The sequence below is a fragment of the Pseudomonas sp. G34 genome (genome assembly GCF_031119625.1).
In the GTDB taxonomy this organism is placed as follows: domain Bacteria; phylum Pseudomonadota; class Gammaproteobacteria; order Pseudomonadales; family Pseudomonadaceae; genus Aquipseudomonas.
On sequence record NZ_JAVHZV010000029.1, the window covers coordinates 377726 to 393518 of the forward strand.

Below are 15793 nucleotides of genomic sequence, written 5' to 3' on the forward strand. Positions count from 1 at the left end.
GGCCGCCGGGTTCTTTCTCTGCAAGGACGTAACCATGTACTACCGACTACCCGCGCTTTTGCTGTGCGCCCTGCTTACCGGCTGCGGCACCATCGCCTTCGACCCACCGGTGTTCGAGCTGGCGTCGTCGAAGATTGCCGATTTTCCGGTCAAGGGAACGGTCGCCATCGAAAATGCCCAGCCCGCCACCGAGCCGGTGATCCTGCACTCGCAAAGCGGTACGCGCTTGCAATCGAATTACCACGAAGTCACCAGGACCATGGTTACCCAGGCCCGCTTCGAACTTGCCCGTCACGGCAAGATGAGCCCTGGACGCGACAAGCGCATCGACCTTAAGGTCACCCACCTGGAAAGCCGCTACATCTTCTTTTACTGGAAAGGCACCATGACCTTCACCGTCAGCCTGGGCGACGGGCAGCGTTTCGAGATGACCGTCAATCACGCCACCGGCGCCAGTGCCCAGCAAGACCTCAGCGGTTCGATCGCCGATGGTGTGGTGGCGCTATACAAGGATCCGCGAGTACTCGCCTACCTGGCGCACTGATCTGATTAACCGACGGGACTGCCATGACCAATACGCCGATCTACCTGCTCGACCAACTGGAAACCGCCGACATGCTGCTCATCGACGGCCTGCACGCCTTCGATTTCCAGCTCGACGACGCGCTTCTCGACCAGGCCGACGCCGCCGCTGAAGCGGGCGAGCCGTTCGCCAGCGAAACCGTGGTGCTGACCATCGACGCTCAGGATGGCCGCGAACGCAAACGCTGGCAGTTCAGTTACAACGCGGTGATGGAGGCCGAATATCTGGCAGCGCAAGACAGCTGGCGTGTTGGCGAACACCACCTGACCTGTCTCGCGGCAGTGAGCAGCGACGCAGAAGACTGAGCGCGGCAGCGTACGGATGATCAGCTTGCAGCGCATCGCCCCACCCGCCTGGGCGCCGGACTATGCCCGGCACTGCATCCTGCTCGACGGGCCTCGAGCCGAGGAAGCAAGAGCGGCGTTTGCGCCTTTGCTGGGCGCGCTTTACGAGGCCTTGCAGCGCCGCCTTGACGCCTATGTCAACGACCCCGAGCAGTGCTTCCTCGAAGCCGATGGTTTTCCCTGCCGCGAATGCCTGGCCGGCACTTATTACATCGAGTCGGAAACCTATCAGGCCGGCGACGAGGGTTACCGGCTGTGGATTCAGTTTCGCTGCCAGGAGAAGCCGTGGCATCCCGGTCAGCAGGAACACGGCTACGACTATCTCGGGCTGGAGGCCATTTGCAGCCTGGCGCCAGGCGCCTGCGAAGCGACGATCGACGAAGGTTTCAACAGCAGCAGTATCTGAACCGCCTCAGGACAAATCCGACGACGAGCGACGCACCAGCTTGATCGAGTGCTTGAGCGTCGGCTTGCGCGTTACGCTGATCGCCTTGCGCGTCACCGTATCGATGGTGATGTTCCAGAAACCGCTGCTGGGCACGGTGATCTTGGCCGGGAACTTGTCGAACGCGCCGCCATGGTAGGTGTGGCGGCCGCCATTCTTGAAACTGCGAAAGTTCGCATCGTTCATCAGGCGGATATTGCAGGGTTGCGAGCATTCGATGACGACCAGATCGTCTTCGTTGAGGTGCTCGCGCTGGTGGATGTACTTCATCAAGCGCTCCTCAGGGGTTTCAGGGCGCTAGCATGACTCACCAGCCGTCCGACAGCAAAGCCCGCGACCGATCCAGCCCCAGATAGCTGGCGAGAATGCGCTGCCAGCTGCCGTCGCGGCGCATGTCGGCGAAGGCGGCGCTCATTTGCCGAGATAACCTGCTGGCACCTTCCAGCTTGAGGCTGCCGGCGATATGGCTGCGGGTATTGCTCAACGGCTTGCCGAGCCGCAGCGGCGCCTGGGCGTCCAGCTCATGCCAGAGGTACAACGCCCGCAGGTCGATTTCATACCAGGCCACCACCCGGCCACTGCGCAACAACTCGGCAGCCTGTTGCGGGTCGGTGACTTCCACCACGCGCTGATCACCGCTGCGGATTCGCTTGATTTCATCGGCCCGCGGGGTGCCGGCCATCACCGCCACCGGGCCGGCCTGCAGGGCGTCGCCCAGGGTGTCGAACGTACGGTCGAGGCTGACCAGCACATAGGGGGTGGGCAGCACGTCGAGCAACCAGACGAAGCCTGCCTCCCGGTCGGGGGTGCGGCCCAGATTGAGCACGATGCCATGGGGATCGCCCTCGGCTTCACTGAGTACCCGCCGCCAGGGCACGCTGCGAAACACGCATTGCTGCGCAGTGCGCGTGCACAGCTCGTGCATCAGTTCGCCAAACAGCCCGGCACGCTTGGCGGTGCCATCGGCAAACGGCATCTGCCCCTGGCCGACATAGACGTTCAGCTGCTCGCCGTGCGCGCCGCCAGCGCCGCCCAGGGCGGCCGCCAGCACCAGCACGCAGGCGGCGTGACGCCCACGGGCCATGACCTCATTGTATGCCCACGCACCCATTGCATTTCGATCGCAGCAGCCAAGACGGTGCGCAGTGTGCATCAGCGCCTGACAAATGCCTATCAGCCCAATGCCGTATCTAAGAACATCATCACAGCAAATCCACCCATCAGCCCCAGGGTCGCCGGCGTCTGGTGGCCATTGCGGTGGGTTTCGGGAATGATTTCATGGGAGACCACGAACAGCATGGCGCCCGCCGCCAGGCCGAGGCCGACGGGATAAGCCAGCGCGTAGCTGCTGGACATGCCGACCCCAACCAGCGCCCCCAGCGGCTCCATCAAGCCGCTGGCCGCGGCGATCAAGGCCGCGCGCAACGCCGAGATACCGATGGTGCGCAGGGCCAGGGCAACGGCCAGGCCCTCGGGAATGTCCTGAATGGCGATCGCGCTGGCCAGGGGAATGCCGACCTGCATGTCATCGGCGGCAAAGCCGACACCGATGGCCATGCCCTCGGGTAGGTTGTGCAGGGTAATGGCGAACACGAACAGCCACACCCGGCTCAGCCGGCTGGTGTGCGGCCCTTGAGCGCCTGCGCTTTCGTGTTCGTGGGGGGTGAAATGATCGAGCCCCAACATCAGCAACACACCAAGGGCCAGCCCGAGCACCACCGTCGCGGCCCCGCGCATACCGCTACCGGTCAGGTTCTCCGCGGCTTCCAGGCCCGGCAGGATCAGCGAAAACGAGCTTGCCGCGAGCATCATGCCGGCCGCGAATCCCAGCATGCTGTCCTGGGTCTTGACGCTGATGTTACCCAGCGCGAGTGCCGCCAGTGCGCCCAGGGCGGTAGCCGCGAAACCGGCCCCGCCACCATACAGGGCATGGCGGATGCGCTCCGGATGGCCGTCATCGAATATGTTGAACAGGCTGCTCACCAGCAGCCATACCACGACCAGCAAGGCAACGCCCAAGCCAGCCGCTACCCAGGGCGACTCACGCACCTGGGACATGCATGCCTGCAGGAAGCCGTTGCGCTCGGAAAGCGTTTGCATAGAACCTCTGTGATCAACCCCGAAAGTAGGCGGCGGTAACGGGCTGCCTGTTTAGTGCGACAAGCGGATTATCGCCCGCGTTTCACCTCTGCGCTGTGCGGTCTCCGTGCTCCGATAGCGCAGCACGGGCCGTGGCGAACGGTCGGACGATTCTCATTCAAACAAATCCGCAGACCCAGCCCCTGGAGGCGGTGAGCAGCGATCCGACGGCATAGTTATGCATGCTTTCACGCTTAGCTCCAAAAGTTCTTTTCTTATACTCAAACATCACTTTTGCGCATAAACCTGAACTGGTATCGTGCCCCGGCTCCGCACCAGGAGTGCGCGGCCGTGCGCGCAGATTTGCTGTAACAGGTCATCGAAGCATTGTAAGTGACGGCTTGCCAGGGCCACCCAGCCAACGAACGCCAAATCGTTCGCGGCTGATCCAAGCCGCACTGTCGCGCCGCAATCGCCTTTCATCGATCTGGCAAGCAGCCTGATAACAGGATTCCCATGTACGTATACGACCAGTACGACCAGAAAATCGTCGAGGACCGCGTCAAGCAGTTCCGCGATCAAACCCGCCGGTACCTCAGTGGCGAACTGAGCGGCGAAGAATTCCGTCCGCTGCGCCTGCAGAACGGTCTGTACATCCAGCGTTTCGCGCCCATGCTGCGGGTCGCCGTGCCTTACGGCCTGCTCTCCTCCACTCAGGTGCGCATGCTGGCGAAGATCGCCCGCGACTACGACAAGGGCTACGCGCACATCAGCACCCGCCAGAACGTGCAGTTCAACTGGCCCGAGCTGGAAGACGTGCCGGAGATTCTCGCCGAGCTGGCTACCGTGCAGATGCACGCCATCCAGACCAGCGGCAACTGCATTCGCAACACCACCACCGACCAGTTCGCCGGCGTGGCCAAGGACGAAATCGTCGATCCGCGCCCCTGGTGCGAGATCATCCGCCAGTGGTCGACCTTCCACCCCGAGTTCAGCCACCTGCCGCGCAAGTTCAAGATTGCCGTCAACGGTGCCGCGGGCGACCGTGCGGCCATCGAGGTGCACGATATCGGCCTGGAAGCGGTGAACAACGACGCCGGTGAGCTGGGCTTCCGGGTCGCCGTGGGTGGCGGCCTGGGCCGTACCCCGATCGTCGGCAGCTTCATCAACGAATTCCTGCCCTGGCAGCACCTGATCTCCTACCTCGACGCCATCCTGCGTGTGTACAACCGCTATGGCCGTCGCGACAACAAGTACAAGGCGCGCATCAAGATCCTGGTCAAGGCGCTGACCCCTGAAGTGTTCGCCGAGCGTGTGAATGCCGAGTGGGCGCACCTGAAGGATGGCCCAAGCACCCTGACCGAGGCCGAAGTCGCGCGCGTCGCCGCTCACTTCGTCGACCCGGCGTTCAAGGCGCTGGAGGATCAGCACGCGCTGCTCGCCAAGCTCGATAGCGAGCACCCGGGCTTTGCCCGCTGGCGCCAGCGCAACACCTTCGCCCACAAGAAGCCGGGCTATGTCGCCGTTACCCTGTCGCTCAAACCGACCGGCGTCGCCCCAGGCGATGTGACCGACAAGCAGCTCGACGCCATCGCCGAGCTGGCAGACCGCTACAGCTTCGGCGAAGTGCGCAACAGCCACAACCAGAACATGATCCTCGCCGACGTCGAGCAGGAGCAGCTGTTCACCCTGTGGGGCGAGCTGCGCGAGCAGGGTTTCGCCACCCCGAACGTGGGCCTGCTGACCGACATCATCTGCTGCCCGGGTGGCGACTTCTGCTCCCTGGCCAACGCCAAGTCGATCCCGGTCGCCGAAGCCATCCAGCGCCGCTTCGACAGCCTCGACTACCTGTTCGACATCGGAGATATCGACCTGAACATCTCCGGCTGCATGAATGCTTGCGGTCACCACCACGTGGGCCACATCGGCATTCTCGGCGTCGACAAGAAAGGCCAGGAGTTCTATCAGGTGTCCCTTGGCGGCAGCGCTGGCCGTGATGCCAGCCTGGCGCAGATCCTCGGCCCATCCTTCGCCCAGGACGACATGCCGGACGTGATCGACAAGATCGTCAACGTCTACGTCGAGCAACGTACCGAAGAAGAGAGTTTCATCGACACCTTCCGCCGTATCGGTGTCGCCCCGTTCAAGGAGCGCGTATATGCAGCGAATCATTAAGAACGGCCAGATCGTCGACGAAAGCTGGCACCTGCTGCCCAAGGAAACCGCCTTCGAAGAACTGTCCAACTGCGACGACCTGATCGTGCCGTTGAACCTGTGGCTCGAACATGGCCGTGCCTTGAAAGCCCGCGACGGCGGCCTGGGTGTGTGGCTGGATGCCGAGGAAGAGATCGAATCGATCGTCGATTCCCTCGACGCCTTCCAGGTTATCGCCCTGAACTTCCCGGCGTTCACCGATGGCCGTCACTCGTCATCCGCCTACCTGCTGCGCACCCGCTACGGCTTCAAGGGCGAGCTGCGCGCCATCGGCGACGTGCTGCGTGACCAGCTGTGGGCGCTCAAGCGTTGCGGCTTCGATGCCTTCGCCCTGCGTGAAGACAAGGACGCCGAGGACGCGCTGAAAGCCTTCGAGGAGTTCTCCGAGGTCTACCAGGCCTCTGCGGACCAACCTCAACCGCTGTTCAGGCGCCGCGCCTAAGCATGAAAAAACCCGCCGGATGGCGGGTTTTTTATGGCGCGCAAATCAATCCAGCCTGACCAGTACCCGGCCCACCTGCTCGCCCTGCAGGATGCGCTCGATGGCCGCCGGCAACTCGCTCAGCCCGACCTCGGTTACCAGCGCTTCCAGATTCGGCAGCTTCCATTGCAACGACAGCTTGTCCCACATCGAGGCCTTGACCACCAGCGGCAGCTCGACCGAGTCGACGCCCAGCAGGTTGACCCCGCGCAGGATGAACGGCAGCACGCTGGCCTGGAAGTCGACACCGGCGGTCAGCCCGCAGCAGGCCACGCTGCCACCGTAACGGGTGGCCTTGAGCACGTTGAACAGGATGTCGCCGCCGACGGTGTCCACCGCCCCGCTCCATTGTTCACGCAGCAGCGGCCGATCGGTGCCGCTCTGCAACTCCAGCCGTGGCACCACCTGGGTCGCGCCCAGGCGCGTGAGCATGTCGGCCTGCTGGGCTTTACCCGTGGCGGCACTGACCTGATAACCCAGGGTGCTGAGCAACATCACGGCAATGCTGCCCACACCGCCGGTGGCGCCGGTGACCAGTACCGGGCCGTTGTCGGGCTCTACGCCGGCCTGCTCGAGCTTGTCGACGCACAACGCTGCGGTCAGGCCTGCGGTGCCGAGAATCATCGCCTCGCGCAGCGACAACCCTTGCGGGCGCTTGATCGCCCAGCTTGCCGGAATGCGGATGTACTGGCCGAAACCGCCCGCGGTGTTCATGCCCAGGTCATAGCCGGTGACGATCACCTCATCGCCTTCGGCGAATTCGGCGGCGCTGGAATGCTCCACCACGCCGGCTGCATCGATCCCCGGCGTATGCGGGTAATGCTTGCTAACGCCGCGCTGGCCGGTGGCGGACAGCGCATCCTTGAAGTTCAGTGAAGAGTAGCGGACGCGGATCAACAGCTCGCCCGCGGGCAGGTCGGCCACATCACGCCCGACCACTTGCATCGAAAAATGGCCTTCGGTATCGGGTGCTGCCTGCAGCGCAGTGAAATTCGTCATCCAAACCTCCTTGATCCGCCGCGGCGGAGGGTGCGGGTTACCAGAAGCGTTGCTGGCTCAGACGGCCCAGCCAGGTCAGGGCAAAACGGTCCAGCGCTACGCTGGCAGCCAGGCCGACACGCTCCTGCAGGGATTTCTTCTGTACATAGTGCAGCTGATAAAGATCGGCTTCGCGAGCGCGCTCGGCCAGGTATTCGTCGCTGGTTTTCAATTCGTCGACCAGCTGCTTCTCCAACGCCGCCATACCCAACCACACCTCACCGGTGGCGATCTCGTCGATCTCCAGCTGCGGGCGATAGCGGGCCACGAAGTTCTTGAACAGCTCGTGGGTGGTTTCCAGGTCCTCCTGGAACTTCTCCCGGCCCTTTTCGGTGTTCTCGCCGAACACCGTCAGGGTGCGCTTGTATTCACCGGCGGTCAGCACCTCGAAGTCGATGTCGTGCTTTTTCAGCAGGCGATTGACGTTGGGCAACTGCGCGACCACACCGATGGAGCCGAGGATGGCAAAGGGGGCGGAAATGATCTTCTCGCCGATGCAGGCCATCATGTAGCCGCCGCTGGCCGCCACCTTGTCGATGCACACCGTCAGCGGCACGCCGGCCTGACGAATGCGCGCCAGTTGCGAAGACGCCAGGCCGTAGCTGTGCACCATGCCGCCGCCGCTTTCCAGGCGCAGCACCACTTCGTCCTGGGGCGTGGCAAGGCTGAGCAGTGCGGTGATCTCGTGGCGCAGGCCGTCGGTGGCCGAGGCCTTGATGTCACCATCGAAATCCAGCACGTAGACCCGCGACTTCTGCGCCGGTTGCTTCTTCGCCGCCTTGGCGGCCTTGGCTTCCTCCTTGCTCAGCGCCTTCAACTGATCCTTGTCGAGGATCGACTGTTCGAGACGCTGGCGCAGCGCCTTGTAGAAATCATTGAGTTTGGTGACCTGCAACTGGCCACCGCTGCGGCGCCCCCGGCTACGCAGCACGGCAATTGCCACCAGCACGACCAGTATGGCGACGACCAGCGTCACCGTCTTGGCCAGAAAACCTGCGTAATCAGCAAGAAACTCCACACACTTCCCCTTTATCCAATCGACGGCCTCGCGCGGAGGCCAGCAGCGTCCAGCATACCGGCGGCACCAGGCAGCGGCCAGCGGCAGCAGTGGCTTTGCAGCGCCTGCCAGGCAATTCAAACAAACGTATGATTTTTCGTTGACAGCCTCCGCCCATCCCTCCTACCCTCGCCTCACATTCAAGGCTTCCGGGTTGCAGCGCACGTGGGCAGCATCTACCTGATTCGACATGGCCAGGCCTCATTCGGTGCAGAGGATTATGATGTCCTCTCGTCGCTGGGCGAGCGTCAGTCGATCCTGCTCGGCAGTCACCTCGCCCAGACGGGGCTGCGCCTGGAGCGCGCCGTCAGCGGCAGCCTGACCCGCCAAGCGCATACCGCGCGCCTGGTCCTGGCACAGCTGGAGGAGGCGCCTGAGCTGCAGACCGATGCCGCCTTCAATGAATTCGATGCCGAGGGGGTGATTCGCGCCCTGCTCCCCGCCCTGCTGCCCCATGAGCCCCAGGCCCTGGACGTGATGCGCAATGCCGCGCATAACCGCGCGGAATTCCAGCGGTTGTTCGTGCGCCTGCTCGACACCTGGGTCGGCGGTGACTACGACGCGCCGGCGCTGCAGAGCTGGCAAGCCTTTCTCGACCAGGTGAACGGCGGCCTGCAACGCCTGCTCGAACAGGCCCAGGGCCGCGAGCGTATCGCCGTGTTCACCTCGGGCGGCACCATCACCGCCCTGATTCACCTGCTGACCGGCATGCCGGTCGCCAGCGCGTTCGCCATGAACTGGCAAATCGTCAACACCTCGCTAAGCTGCCTGAAGTTCCAGGGCGAGCGGGTGACCTTAGCGTCCTTCAACAGCCACGCCCATCTGCAGCTGTTGAACACCCCTTCGCTCATTACCTATCGCTGAGCGACGGTCAACGCACCCGCGAGGGTGCAGAACAATCCGCAAACACAAGGAAACCACCATGAGCGTCGCAGACATCGTCCAAACCATGAAAGCCAAGTTCAACCCCAGCGCTGCCGAAGGCCTGGACCTGGTTTTCCAGTTCAACATCGAAGATGCCGACAATCACTACCTGATCGTCAAGGACGGTACCTGCGACGTGAAACAGGGCGACAGCCCGGACGCCAACGTCACCCTGATCATGGACAAGGAAACCTTCAAGGGCATCACCACCGGTGAAACCGACGGCATGCAGGCTTTCATGGCCGGCAAGCTGCGCGCCGAAGGCGACATGATGCTGGCGCTCAAACTGAGCGAGCTGTTCCCGGTCTGAGGACCAGCCCAGCGCCTCGAACAGCGAAACCGGAATCCGTGGATTCCGGTTTTTTTTCGCCTTGCCTGCCGTGCGACGCATCAGTGGCCTTGATTCGTCATCAACAGCAATATCGATAGACGTGCAACACGCTTGCCGCCACACAACGGGCTGATAAATTGGCCCGATCATCACCGCCAACGACAATCAGAAGGGATAGGGATGACACTCACCGACCGGCCCGGCGCCATCCGCCAGGGCGAAGAACTCGATGCTCGCGCCATCGACACCTACCTCAAGGCCCAGATCAGCGACCTGCGCGGTGAACCGCAGATCAGCCAGTTCCCCGGCGGCGCATCCAACCTGACCTACCTGCTGCGCTATGCCGACCGCGAACTGGTGCTACGCCGCCCACCCTTCGGCAGCAAAGCCAAATCGGCCCACGACATGGGCCGTGAATTTCGCATTCTCAACCAGCTCAGAAACGCCTTCCCCTATTGCCCCCAGGCCTTCGTGCACTGCACCGACGCGTCGGTGATCGGTGCCGAGTTCTACGTCATGCAGCGTTTGGACGGCATCATCCTGCGCGCCGATCTGCCCGCCGAGTTGCAGTTCACGCCCGCCCAGACCACGACGCTGTGCAAGAGCTTCATCGACCGCCTGGTCGAGCTGCATCAGGTCGATTACCAGGCCTGCGGCCTGGCCGAGCTGGGCAAGCCGGAGGGTTACGTGGCCCGGCAGATCAAGGGCTGGAGCGAGCGCTACGACAACGCGCGCACCCCCGATGCGCCCGCCTGGCAGGAGGTACGCAGCTGGCTGGAGGAGAAGATGCCGGCCGATCATCCGCGTCCGGCCATCGTGCACAACGACTACCGCTTCGACAACGTGATCCTCGATGCCAACGACCCCATGCGCATCATCGGCGTGCTCGACTGGGAACTGACCACCCTGGGCGATCCGCTGATGGACCTGGGCAATACCCTGGCCTACTGGATCGAGGCAGGCGACCCGGCGCCGGTGCAGCTGATGCGCCGCCAGCCGAGCAATGCCCCGGGGATGCTGACCCGCCAGGCATTCGTCGACTACTACGCCGAGCGTGCGGGCATCCGTATCGACTGTTTCGATTTCTATTACATCTACGGGTTGTTCCGCCTGGCCGGCATCGTCCAGCAGATCTACTACCGCTACTACCACGGGCAGACCGCCGACAAGCGCTTCGCCTCTTTCGTGCAGATGAACGCGCTGCTGGAGCAGATGGCCCTCGGGGTCATCGCGCGCTCATCGCTCTGACGTCATCACCTATAGAGACTCACGCCATGTCCAAGACCCAGTTGTTCGACCTCGACGGCAAGATCGCCTTCGTGTCCGGTGCCAGCCGCGGCATCGGTGAAGCGATCGCCCACTTGCTCGCCCAGCAAGGCGCCGAGGTGATCGTCGCCAGCCGCAAGCTGGACGATTGCCAGACCGTCGCCGACGCCATCGTCGCCAAAGGCGGCAAGGCCGTGGCGATGGCCTGCCACATTGGCGAGATGGAACAGATTCAGGCGGTGTTCGCCGAGATTCGCCAGCGCTTCGGCCGCCTCGATATTCTGGTCAACAACGCGGCCACCAACCCGCAGTTCTGCAACGTGCTGGACACCGATCTCGGCGCCTTCCAGAAGACCGTCGACGTGAACATTCGCGGCTATTACTTCATGTCCATCGAAGGCGGCAAGCTGATGAAGGAGAACGGCGGCGGCAGCATCATCAACGTGGCCTCGATCAACGGTGTATCACCCGGCGAATTCCAGGGTATCTATTCGGTGACCAAGGCGGCGGTGATCAGCATGACCAAGGTGTTCGCCAAGGAATGCGCGCAGTTCGGCATCCGCTGCAATGCCCTGCTGCCGGGCCTGACCGACACGCGCTTCGCCTCGGCGCTGACCAAGAACGAGGCGATCCTCAACTTCGCCTTGCAGCGCATCCCCCTCAAGCGCGTCGCCGAGCCGAGCGAAATGGCCGGTGCGGTGCTGTACCTGGCCAGCGAGGCATCGAGCTACACCACTGGTGTGGCGCTGAACGTCGATGGCGGGTTCCTCTCCTGAGAGCCTGTTCGCGCTCTTTGAGGCTGGCGACTCGTATTGCTATGTATGGATGGTAAAAAGGCAAAAGCGGACGTTCCCAGCGTAGGGTGGACAACGCTCTTTTTGCCCACCATTGCGCTCGCAGAGCGGTGGACGGATGAAGCGTCGTCCACCCTACGAAAGGCCGCTAGCGCCACGTTGCAGTCATTGCACATGAACAACCGCGAACTGCGCCAAAACCAGCTCAGCAGCTCACTGCCAATCCTTGAGCGCCTGGTGGGCGGCCTCGTTCATCGGCTCGGCCAGCAGGCCGGTGGGCGTCAGGTTGACGTTGAACACCGCCTTGTCGGCCATCGGCAGGTAGGCCACCCGGCGGGCCTGGGCATCGAACATGAACAGGTCGTGCTGGCCCAGGCGCAGCCAGCGCCATAGATCGATGCCATACAGGCTGTGGGTCAGCTCGGCCTGGGTGTAACGGGCCTGGCTCTGCTGCTCGATGGACAGAAAGCGGCTATTGAGTTTCTCCAGCCGATAGCCAGGCTCCAGGCCGATCAGCTCGGCGAGCCCCTTCCATTGCAGCAGGCGCACATCCAGCTGCCACAGGTCGCCTTCCAGGTTGACGCTGCGCTGTACGCCGCCTTCGAGAATGTCGACCTGGTAAACGTTGGCCGTGCGATGAAAGCTCAGGGTCAGCAGCGGCTTGTTGGCGGGCAAGGCGGCATAACGGCTCAGGTCATAGGCCACCAGGCCTACCAGCGCCGCCGCGGCGAGAAACAGCAGGCCGCTGGTGCCGCGCAACCAGGCGAGAAACCAGCGCCCGCCGAACAGAATGCGCAGGGCGATGAACAGCACCAGCAATGCCAACAGAGCCGTTGCCCAGGCGAGCGCGTTGTACTGCATCGAATCGATTCCTTGTCAGTGAAAATGCCGGCATTATGCGCAGCCCATTCATCGGCGAATAGCGCCGTTGCCGCACAATCGGATACAGGTCGCCTTTTATGTCGTTCCCCTTCGAATTGGCCGTCGATCCCACGACGTTGCTGCTGCTCGCCCTGGTGGCCTTCATCGCCGGGTTCATCGATGCCATTGCCGGCGGCGGCGGCCTGCTGACCATCCCTGCCCTGCTCACCACCGGCATGCCGCCGCACCTGGTGCTGGGCACCAGCAAGCTGTGCGCGACCTTCGGTTCGGCAACCGCGGGCTACACCTTCTACCGGCGCAAGCTGTTCAGCCCGGGCAAATGGAAGAACGCGATGGTCGGCACCGCCATTGGCGCCATTGGCGGCGCGGTGCTGGTGCACTGGATGCCGGCCGAATGGATCAACAAGATGCTGCCGGTGGTGGTGTTCGCCTGCGGCATTTACCTGCTGTTCGGCAAGACGCCGGACGCGCCACTGGACGCCGACCTGCCCATCGCCAGCCGCCGGCAATGGCCGCAAGGCATCAGCCTGGGTTTCTACGACGGCGTGGCAGGCCCGGGCACCGGCGCGTTCTGGACGGTCAGCACCTTGCTCATGTACCCACTGGACCTGGTGCGTGCCAGCGGTGTGGCGCGCTCAATGAACTTCATCAGCAATGCCTGCGCCCTGGCGGTGTTCATCGTCGCCGGTCAGGTGGCCTGGGTGGTGGGCCTGTGCATGGGCTTTTCGCTGATGGCCGGCGCCTTTCTCGGCGCGCGCACGGCGATTGGCGGCGGCTCGAAGTTCATCCGCCCGGTATTCATCCTGGTGGTGTTGGGGCTTACTACGCGGCTAGTCTGGCAACACTGGTTCGGCGCCGCCTAGGCGGCGCGCCACGTAGCAGTCGATCAGGTAGCGGGCGATCGAGCGCGAGGCCGGCAATGGCGGCAGCGCGTGGATCGAGAACCAGCCTGCGTCCTCGATCTCCTCTTCCTGCAGGACGATCTCGCCGCCCGCATAGTCGGCATGAAAGCCGAGCATCAGCGAGTGCGGGAACGGCCAGTTCTGGCTGCCCTGGTAGCGGATATTGCAGACCTCGACGCCGACCTCTTCGCGCACCTCACGGGCCACGCACTGCTCCACCGACTCGCCCGGCTCGACGAAACCGGCCAGGGTGCTGTACACCCCCGAGACGAAGCGCGGCGAGCGGGCCAGCAGCACCTCGTCACCACGGGTAACCAGTACGATCATGCTTGGCGACAGGCGCGGATAGTGGCGCAGGTTGCACGCCGGGCACTGCATCGCACGCTCGCCAGGCACCTGCAGCATCGCCGTGGCGCAGCTGCCGCAGAAGCGATTGTCGCTGGCCCAGGTGCCGATCTGCGCCGCGAAGCCGAGCATCTGGAACAGCGCGGCGTCGCCCTCGAGCATCACCTGGCGCAACCCCTGCCAGTGACAGCCCGGCAGTTCGGCCTTGCCCTGCAGTTCGAGCAAGTACAGCGGCTCGCCACCAAAATGGCCCAGACCATGCTCGGCTATTACCGGCAACTCCTGCTGCTTCAACCATTCGCGGGGAAACAGCAGGCCATTGGCGTCACTGAGAAAATGCTGGCGATGGTGGGCCAGCACCAAGCCGCCTGGCTGCTCAGGATCGAGCAAGCCGGGTTGCCAGTGCCCGGCCATCAGGCGGCCACCTCTTGACCCAGGGCGCGCACGCTCTCGGCGGCCAGATCCAGCACGCTCGGCTGGGCCAGGCCGTTATCGGCCTCCAGGTAATACTCCAGGCTGCTCAGGGCATCGGCCAGCACTTCCAGGCGTGCTTCGGCCGGCATCTGCTCGCTATCGAGCATCTGCGTCTGGATGTAATCGGCGCAGGCGGCCACCAGCAGCGCCGCACGTTCCTGACCGAGAAACCACAGGCCACCGCGTACGGCCTGCAGGCTGAACGGCACATTGGACAGGTGCATGCGATCGCCGGACGACTCCAGGTACGCGGTGATCGCGCGCTTGGCCAGTGCCAGACCGGCGCGGGCTTCATCGAGCACCACCACGCGCGCCTCGAACAGTTGATGCTGGGCGAAGGTGCACATCTCGGGGTCGACCCGCGGCGCCGATACGCGCTCACCACGCTCGAGGGTGGCCACCATGCCTTCGACATAGAGCACGGCGTCGGCCAGGGCGATCAGTTGGTCCGACTCGACCGGTGCGCCTTCACACCAGGCGCCGACCGTTGGCAGTTGATTGGCCAGCGAGTTGCCCGCCGAGCTCAGGCCGACCATGGCCAACGTCTTGCTCAGCTTGCCGAGCAGCGCATGCAGGCTGCTCAGGCCGTCTTCCTGCAGGGTACCGCGCTCGCTGAGGTCGAGCAGATCCTTGACGCTGGCCAGCTCCTCGCGAATCGCCGAACTCAGCGAACGCATCACCGCCTTGCCGGGGCCGGAAAGACGCTGGTACTCCTCTTCGAGCAAATGATCGGTAAAGGGCAGCGCGGTGATGCCGAACAGCTCGCGCACCTCACTGGCCAGCGGGCCGCGGCCGGCGGACAGCGCGACGAGGTACAGCAGCTCCTTGAGCAGGCTGCGCGGCGGCTCGTAGGAGCCATTGACCAGCATCTGCCGCAACTCACGGTCGAGGCGCGAGAGCAGTTGCTTGCGCGACTTGCGCGGCAGCAGCTGCCCCTCGTTGAGGGCCTCGAGAGCCGCCGCGCCGAGCCAGCACAGGCGCCCGCGCGGCTCGTTGGCGAACAGGCCATCGAGACGGCTCATGGCCCGGCCCATCAGCTTCATGCTGGCCGCCGGGTTCTGCTCGCGCAGATAGCCCAGCAGGCCGACCTGGTACATCTGCCGCAAACGGCGGCCCTCGCTCTCCTTGGCGGCCGCGTCCAGCGCCGGCGGCACCATGCGCGGCCGGGCCTGGTCGAGGCGTACGCTGAAGAAGAAACTCTCGGGCAGCGGCGGCTGCTTGCAGGCCTGGCGCAGGTCATTGATCGCCGGCAGCAGCAGCTCGGGCATTTCCTGGCGATGGGCATCCAGCCCTTCCAGATAACGGCGCAGCACATGCAGCGCATTGCTCAGCGCCGCCAGCTGCGCATCGCGCTCGTTGCCGACGCCGGCTGGAATATCGGTGGCCTGGTCGAGCACTTCCTGGGCAAGCAATTCCGCCCCGGTCAGTTCGATCAGGTTGAGCGTGCCGCGCACCTGCTGCAGGTTATCGACCGCCTGCTGCAACAGGGCACCGTTATTGCGCTCGACGATGAACTGTTCGAGGCTCGCTTCGGCCTCTTCGATCGTGGCGAACAGTTCGTCGCGAACCAGCCCCAGTGACGATGCTCCAGAAACCATTCGCTAGTGTGCCTCCCGCACAGGTGATGAAACCGC

At 63.8% G+C, this 15793-nt stretch carries 18 protein-coding genes; 10 read left to right on the plus strand and 8 right to left on the minus strand.

All coding sequences use genetic code 11. The features are described 5' to 3' along the window. The first annotated feature begins 34 nt into the window (after positions 1-34). The 3 genes from QYS36_RS20040 to QYS36_RS20050 are packed head-to-tail and all read left to right on the plus strand — an operon-like array spanning position 35 to position 1333. Positions 35-544 carry a hypothetical protein gene (locus QYS36_RS20040; RefSeq protein ID WP_308841123.1) on the plus strand — a complete coding sequence of 170 codons (510 nt, stop codon included), beginning with the start codon at positions 35-37 and terminating at the stop codon, positions 542-544. Between the two features lie 23 nt (positions 545-567). Beyond that, a complete protein-coding gene (locus tag QYS36_RS20045; protein WP_308841124.1) occupies positions 568-888 on the plus strand; it encodes a DUF5629 family protein in 321 nt (106 codons plus the stop codon). A 16-nt stretch (positions 889-904) separates the two neighbouring features. Then, complete coding sequence (locus QYS36_RS20050; protein WP_308841125.1) at positions 905-1333, plus strand: hypothetical protein; 429 nt, start codon at positions 905-907, stop codon at positions 1331-1333. 6 nt (positions 1334-1339) lie between these two features. Here the strand turns inward: QYS36_RS20050 and QYS36_RS20055 are convergent, their stop codons facing one another. The 3 genes from QYS36_RS20055 to QYS36_RS20065 form a co-directional block, all read right to left on the minus strand. Beyond that, positions 1340-1642 (minus strand): DUF1883 domain-containing protein, encoded by a 303-nt coding sequence (locus tag QYS36_RS20055; RefSeq protein ID WP_073266852.1) that lies wholly within the window; start codon positions 1640-1642, stop codon positions 1340-1342. Positions 1643-1679: 37 nt separating this feature from the next. Next, positions 1680-2456 carry a transporter substrate-binding domain-containing protein gene (locus QYS36_RS20060; RefSeq protein ID WP_308841126.1) on the minus strand — a complete coding sequence of 259 codons (777 nt, stop codon included), beginning with the start codon at positions 2454-2456 and terminating at the stop codon, positions 1680-1682. 89 nt (positions 2457-2545) lie between these two features. After that, positions 2546-3472 carry a ZIP family metal transporter gene (locus tag QYS36_RS20065; RefSeq protein ID WP_308841127.1) on the minus strand — a complete coding sequence of 309 codons (927 nt, stop codon included), beginning with the start codon at positions 3470-3472 and terminating at the stop codon, positions 2546-2548. A 495-nt stretch (positions 3473-3967) separates the two neighbouring features. On the opposite strand from QYS36_RS20065, the gene QYS36_RS20070 reads away from it, so the two are divergent. Both QYS36_RS20070 and QYS36_RS20075 read left to right on the plus strand, forming a co-directional pair. Next, positions 3968-5626, plus strand: a complete 1659-nt coding sequence (locus QYS36_RS20070; RefSeq protein ID WP_308841128.1) for a nitrite/sulfite reductase — start codon at positions 3968-3970, stop codon at positions 5624-5626. Then, on the plus strand, positions 5610-6107 hold the full coding sequence (locus tag QYS36_RS20075) for a DUF934 domain-containing protein (protein WP_308841129.1): 498 nt from the start codon (positions 5610-5612) through the stop codon (positions 6105-6107). Before QYS36_RS20070 ends, QYS36_RS20075 begins: the two co-directional genes overlap by 17 nt. 45 nt (positions 6108-6152) lie before the next feature. Here the strand turns inward: QYS36_RS20075 and QYS36_RS20080 are convergent, their stop codons facing one another. Continuing rightward, complete coding sequence (locus QYS36_RS20080) at positions 6153-7145, minus strand: YhdH/YhfP family quinone oxidoreductase (RefSeq protein ID WP_308841130.1); 993 nt, start codon at positions 7143-7145, stop codon at positions 6153-6155. A 37-nt stretch (positions 7146-7182) separates the two neighbouring features. Then, positions 7183-8202 (minus strand): protease SohB, encoded by a 1020-nt coding sequence (gene sohB / locus QYS36_RS20085; protein ID WP_308841131.1) that lies wholly within the window; start codon positions 8200-8202, stop codon positions 7183-7185. Between the two features lie 204 nt (positions 8203-8406). On the opposite strand from sohB, the gene QYS36_RS20090 reads away from it, so the two are divergent. The 4 genes from QYS36_RS20090 to QYS36_RS20105 all read left to right on the plus strand — a co-directional run bounded on the left by QYS36_RS20090 (position 8407) and on the right by QYS36_RS20105 (position 11538). Further along, positions 8407-9105, plus strand: a complete 699-nt coding sequence (locus QYS36_RS20090) for a histidine phosphatase family protein (RefSeq protein ID WP_308841132.1) — start codon at positions 8407-8409, stop codon at positions 9103-9105. A gap of 58 nt (positions 9106-9163) precedes the next feature. Then, the gene (locus QYS36_RS20095) at positions 9164-9475 is read left to right on the plus strand and encodes an SCP2 sterol-binding domain-containing protein (protein WP_075930342.1); all 312 of its coding nucleotides are present in this window, start codon (positions 9164-9166) and stop codon (positions 9473-9475) included. Positions 9476-9676: 201 nt separating this feature from the next. Beyond that, positions 9677-10744 carry a phosphotransferase family protein gene (locus tag QYS36_RS20100; protein WP_308841133.1) on the plus strand — a complete coding sequence of 356 codons (1068 nt, stop codon included), beginning with the start codon at positions 9677-9679 and terminating at the stop codon, positions 10742-10744. A 26-nt stretch (positions 10745-10770) separates the two neighbouring features. After that, complete coding sequence (locus QYS36_RS20105) at positions 10771-11538, plus strand: SDR family oxidoreductase (protein WP_075930344.1); 768 nt, start codon at positions 10771-10773, stop codon at positions 11536-11538. Between the two features lie 231 nt (positions 11539-11769). Here QYS36_RS20105 and QYS36_RS20110 read toward each other — a convergent pair whose 3' ends face one another. After that, positions 11770-12417, minus strand: a complete 648-nt coding sequence (locus QYS36_RS20110; protein ID WP_308841134.1) for a hypothetical protein — start codon at positions 12415-12417, stop codon at positions 11770-11772. Between the two features lie 98 nt (positions 12418-12515). Between QYS36_RS20110 and QYS36_RS20115 the strand changes: the two genes are divergently transcribed. After that, complete coding sequence (locus QYS36_RS20115; RefSeq protein WP_308841135.1) at positions 12516-13301, plus strand: TSUP family transporter; 786 nt, start codon at positions 12516-12518, stop codon at positions 13299-13301. On the opposite strand, the gene nudC is transcribed toward QYS36_RS20115, so the two are convergent. Continuing rightward, positions 13269-14099 (minus strand): NAD(+) diphosphatase, encoded by an 831-nt coding sequence (gene nudC / locus QYS36_RS20120; RefSeq protein ID WP_308841136.1) that lies wholly within the window; start codon positions 14097-14099, stop codon positions 13269-13271. The two genes, QYS36_RS20115 and nudC, sit on opposite strands and share 33 nt — an antisense overlap. After that, on the minus strand, positions 14099-15757 hold the full coding sequence (locus tag QYS36_RS20125; RefSeq protein WP_308841137.1) for a ferrous iron transporter B: 1659 nt from the start codon (positions 15755-15757) through the stop codon (positions 14099-14101). Before QYS36_RS20125 ends, nudC begins: the two co-directional genes overlap by 1 nt. Positions 15758-15793 lie beyond the last annotated feature (36 nt).

Bases quoted from the DNA above. Each gene is read 5' to 3' on its own strand.
- QYS36_RS20050 (WP_308841125.1), top strand. From the start codon at position 905: ATGATCAGCTTGCAGCGCATCGCCCCACCCGCCTGGGCGCCGGACTAT.
- QYS36_RS20060 (WP_308841126.1), bottom strand. From the start codon at position 2,456: ATGGCCCGTGGGCGTCACGCCGCCTGCGTGCTGGTGCTGGCGGCCGCC.
- QYS36_RS20045 (WP_308841124.1), top strand. From the start codon at position 568: ATGACCAATACGCCGATCTACCTGCTCGACCAACTGGAAACCGCCGAC.
- QYS36_RS20115 (WP_308841135.1), top strand. From the start codon at position 12,516: ATGTCGTTCCCCTTCGAATTGGCCGTCGATCCCACGACGTTGCTGCTG.
- QYS36_RS20105 (WP_075930344.1), top strand. From the start codon at position 10,771: ATGTCCAAGACCCAGTTGTTCGACCTCGACGGCAAGATCGCCTTCGTG.
- QYS36_RS20055 (WP_073266852.1), bottom strand. From the start codon at position 1,642: ATGAAGTACATCCACCAGCGCGAGCACCTCAACGAAGACGATCTGGTC.
- QYS36_RS20100 (WP_308841133.1), top strand. From the start codon at position 9,677: ATGACACTCACCGACCGGCCCGGCGCCATCCGCCAGGGCGAAGAACTC.
- QYS36_RS20110 (WP_308841134.1), bottom strand. From the start codon at position 12,417: ATGCAGTACAACGCGCTCGCCTGGGCAACGGCTCTGTTGGCATTGCTG.
- QYS36_RS20040 (WP_308841123.1), top strand. From the start codon at position 35: ATGTACTACCGACTACCCGCGCTTTTGCTGTGCGCCCTGCTTACCGGC.
- QYS36_RS20075 (WP_308841129.1), top strand. From the start codon at position 5,610: ATGCAGCGAATCATTAAGAACGGCCAGATCGTCGACGAAAGCTGGCAC.
- QYS36_RS20125 (WP_308841137.1), bottom strand. From the start codon at position 15,757: ATGGTTTCTGGAGCATCGTCACTGGGGCTGGTTCGCGACGAACTGTTC.
- QYS36_RS20070 (WP_308841128.1), top strand. From the start codon at position 3,968: ATGTACGTATACGACCAGTACGACCAGAAAATCGTCGAGGACCGCGTC.
- nudC (WP_308841136.1), bottom strand. From the start codon at position 14,099: ATGGCCGGGCACTGGCAACCCGGCTTGCTCGATCCTGAGCAGCCAGGC.
- QYS36_RS20095 (WP_075930342.1), top strand. From the start codon at position 9,164: ATGAGCGTCGCAGACATCGTCCAAACCATGAAAGCCAAGTTCAACCCC.
- QYS36_RS20080 (WP_308841130.1), bottom strand. From the start codon at position 7,145: ATGACGAATTTCACTGCGCTGCAGGCAGCACCCGATACCGAAGGCCAT.
- QYS36_RS20065 (WP_308841127.1), bottom strand. From the start codon at position 3,472: ATGCAAACGCTTTCCGAGCGCAACGGCTTCCTGCAGGCATGCATGTCC.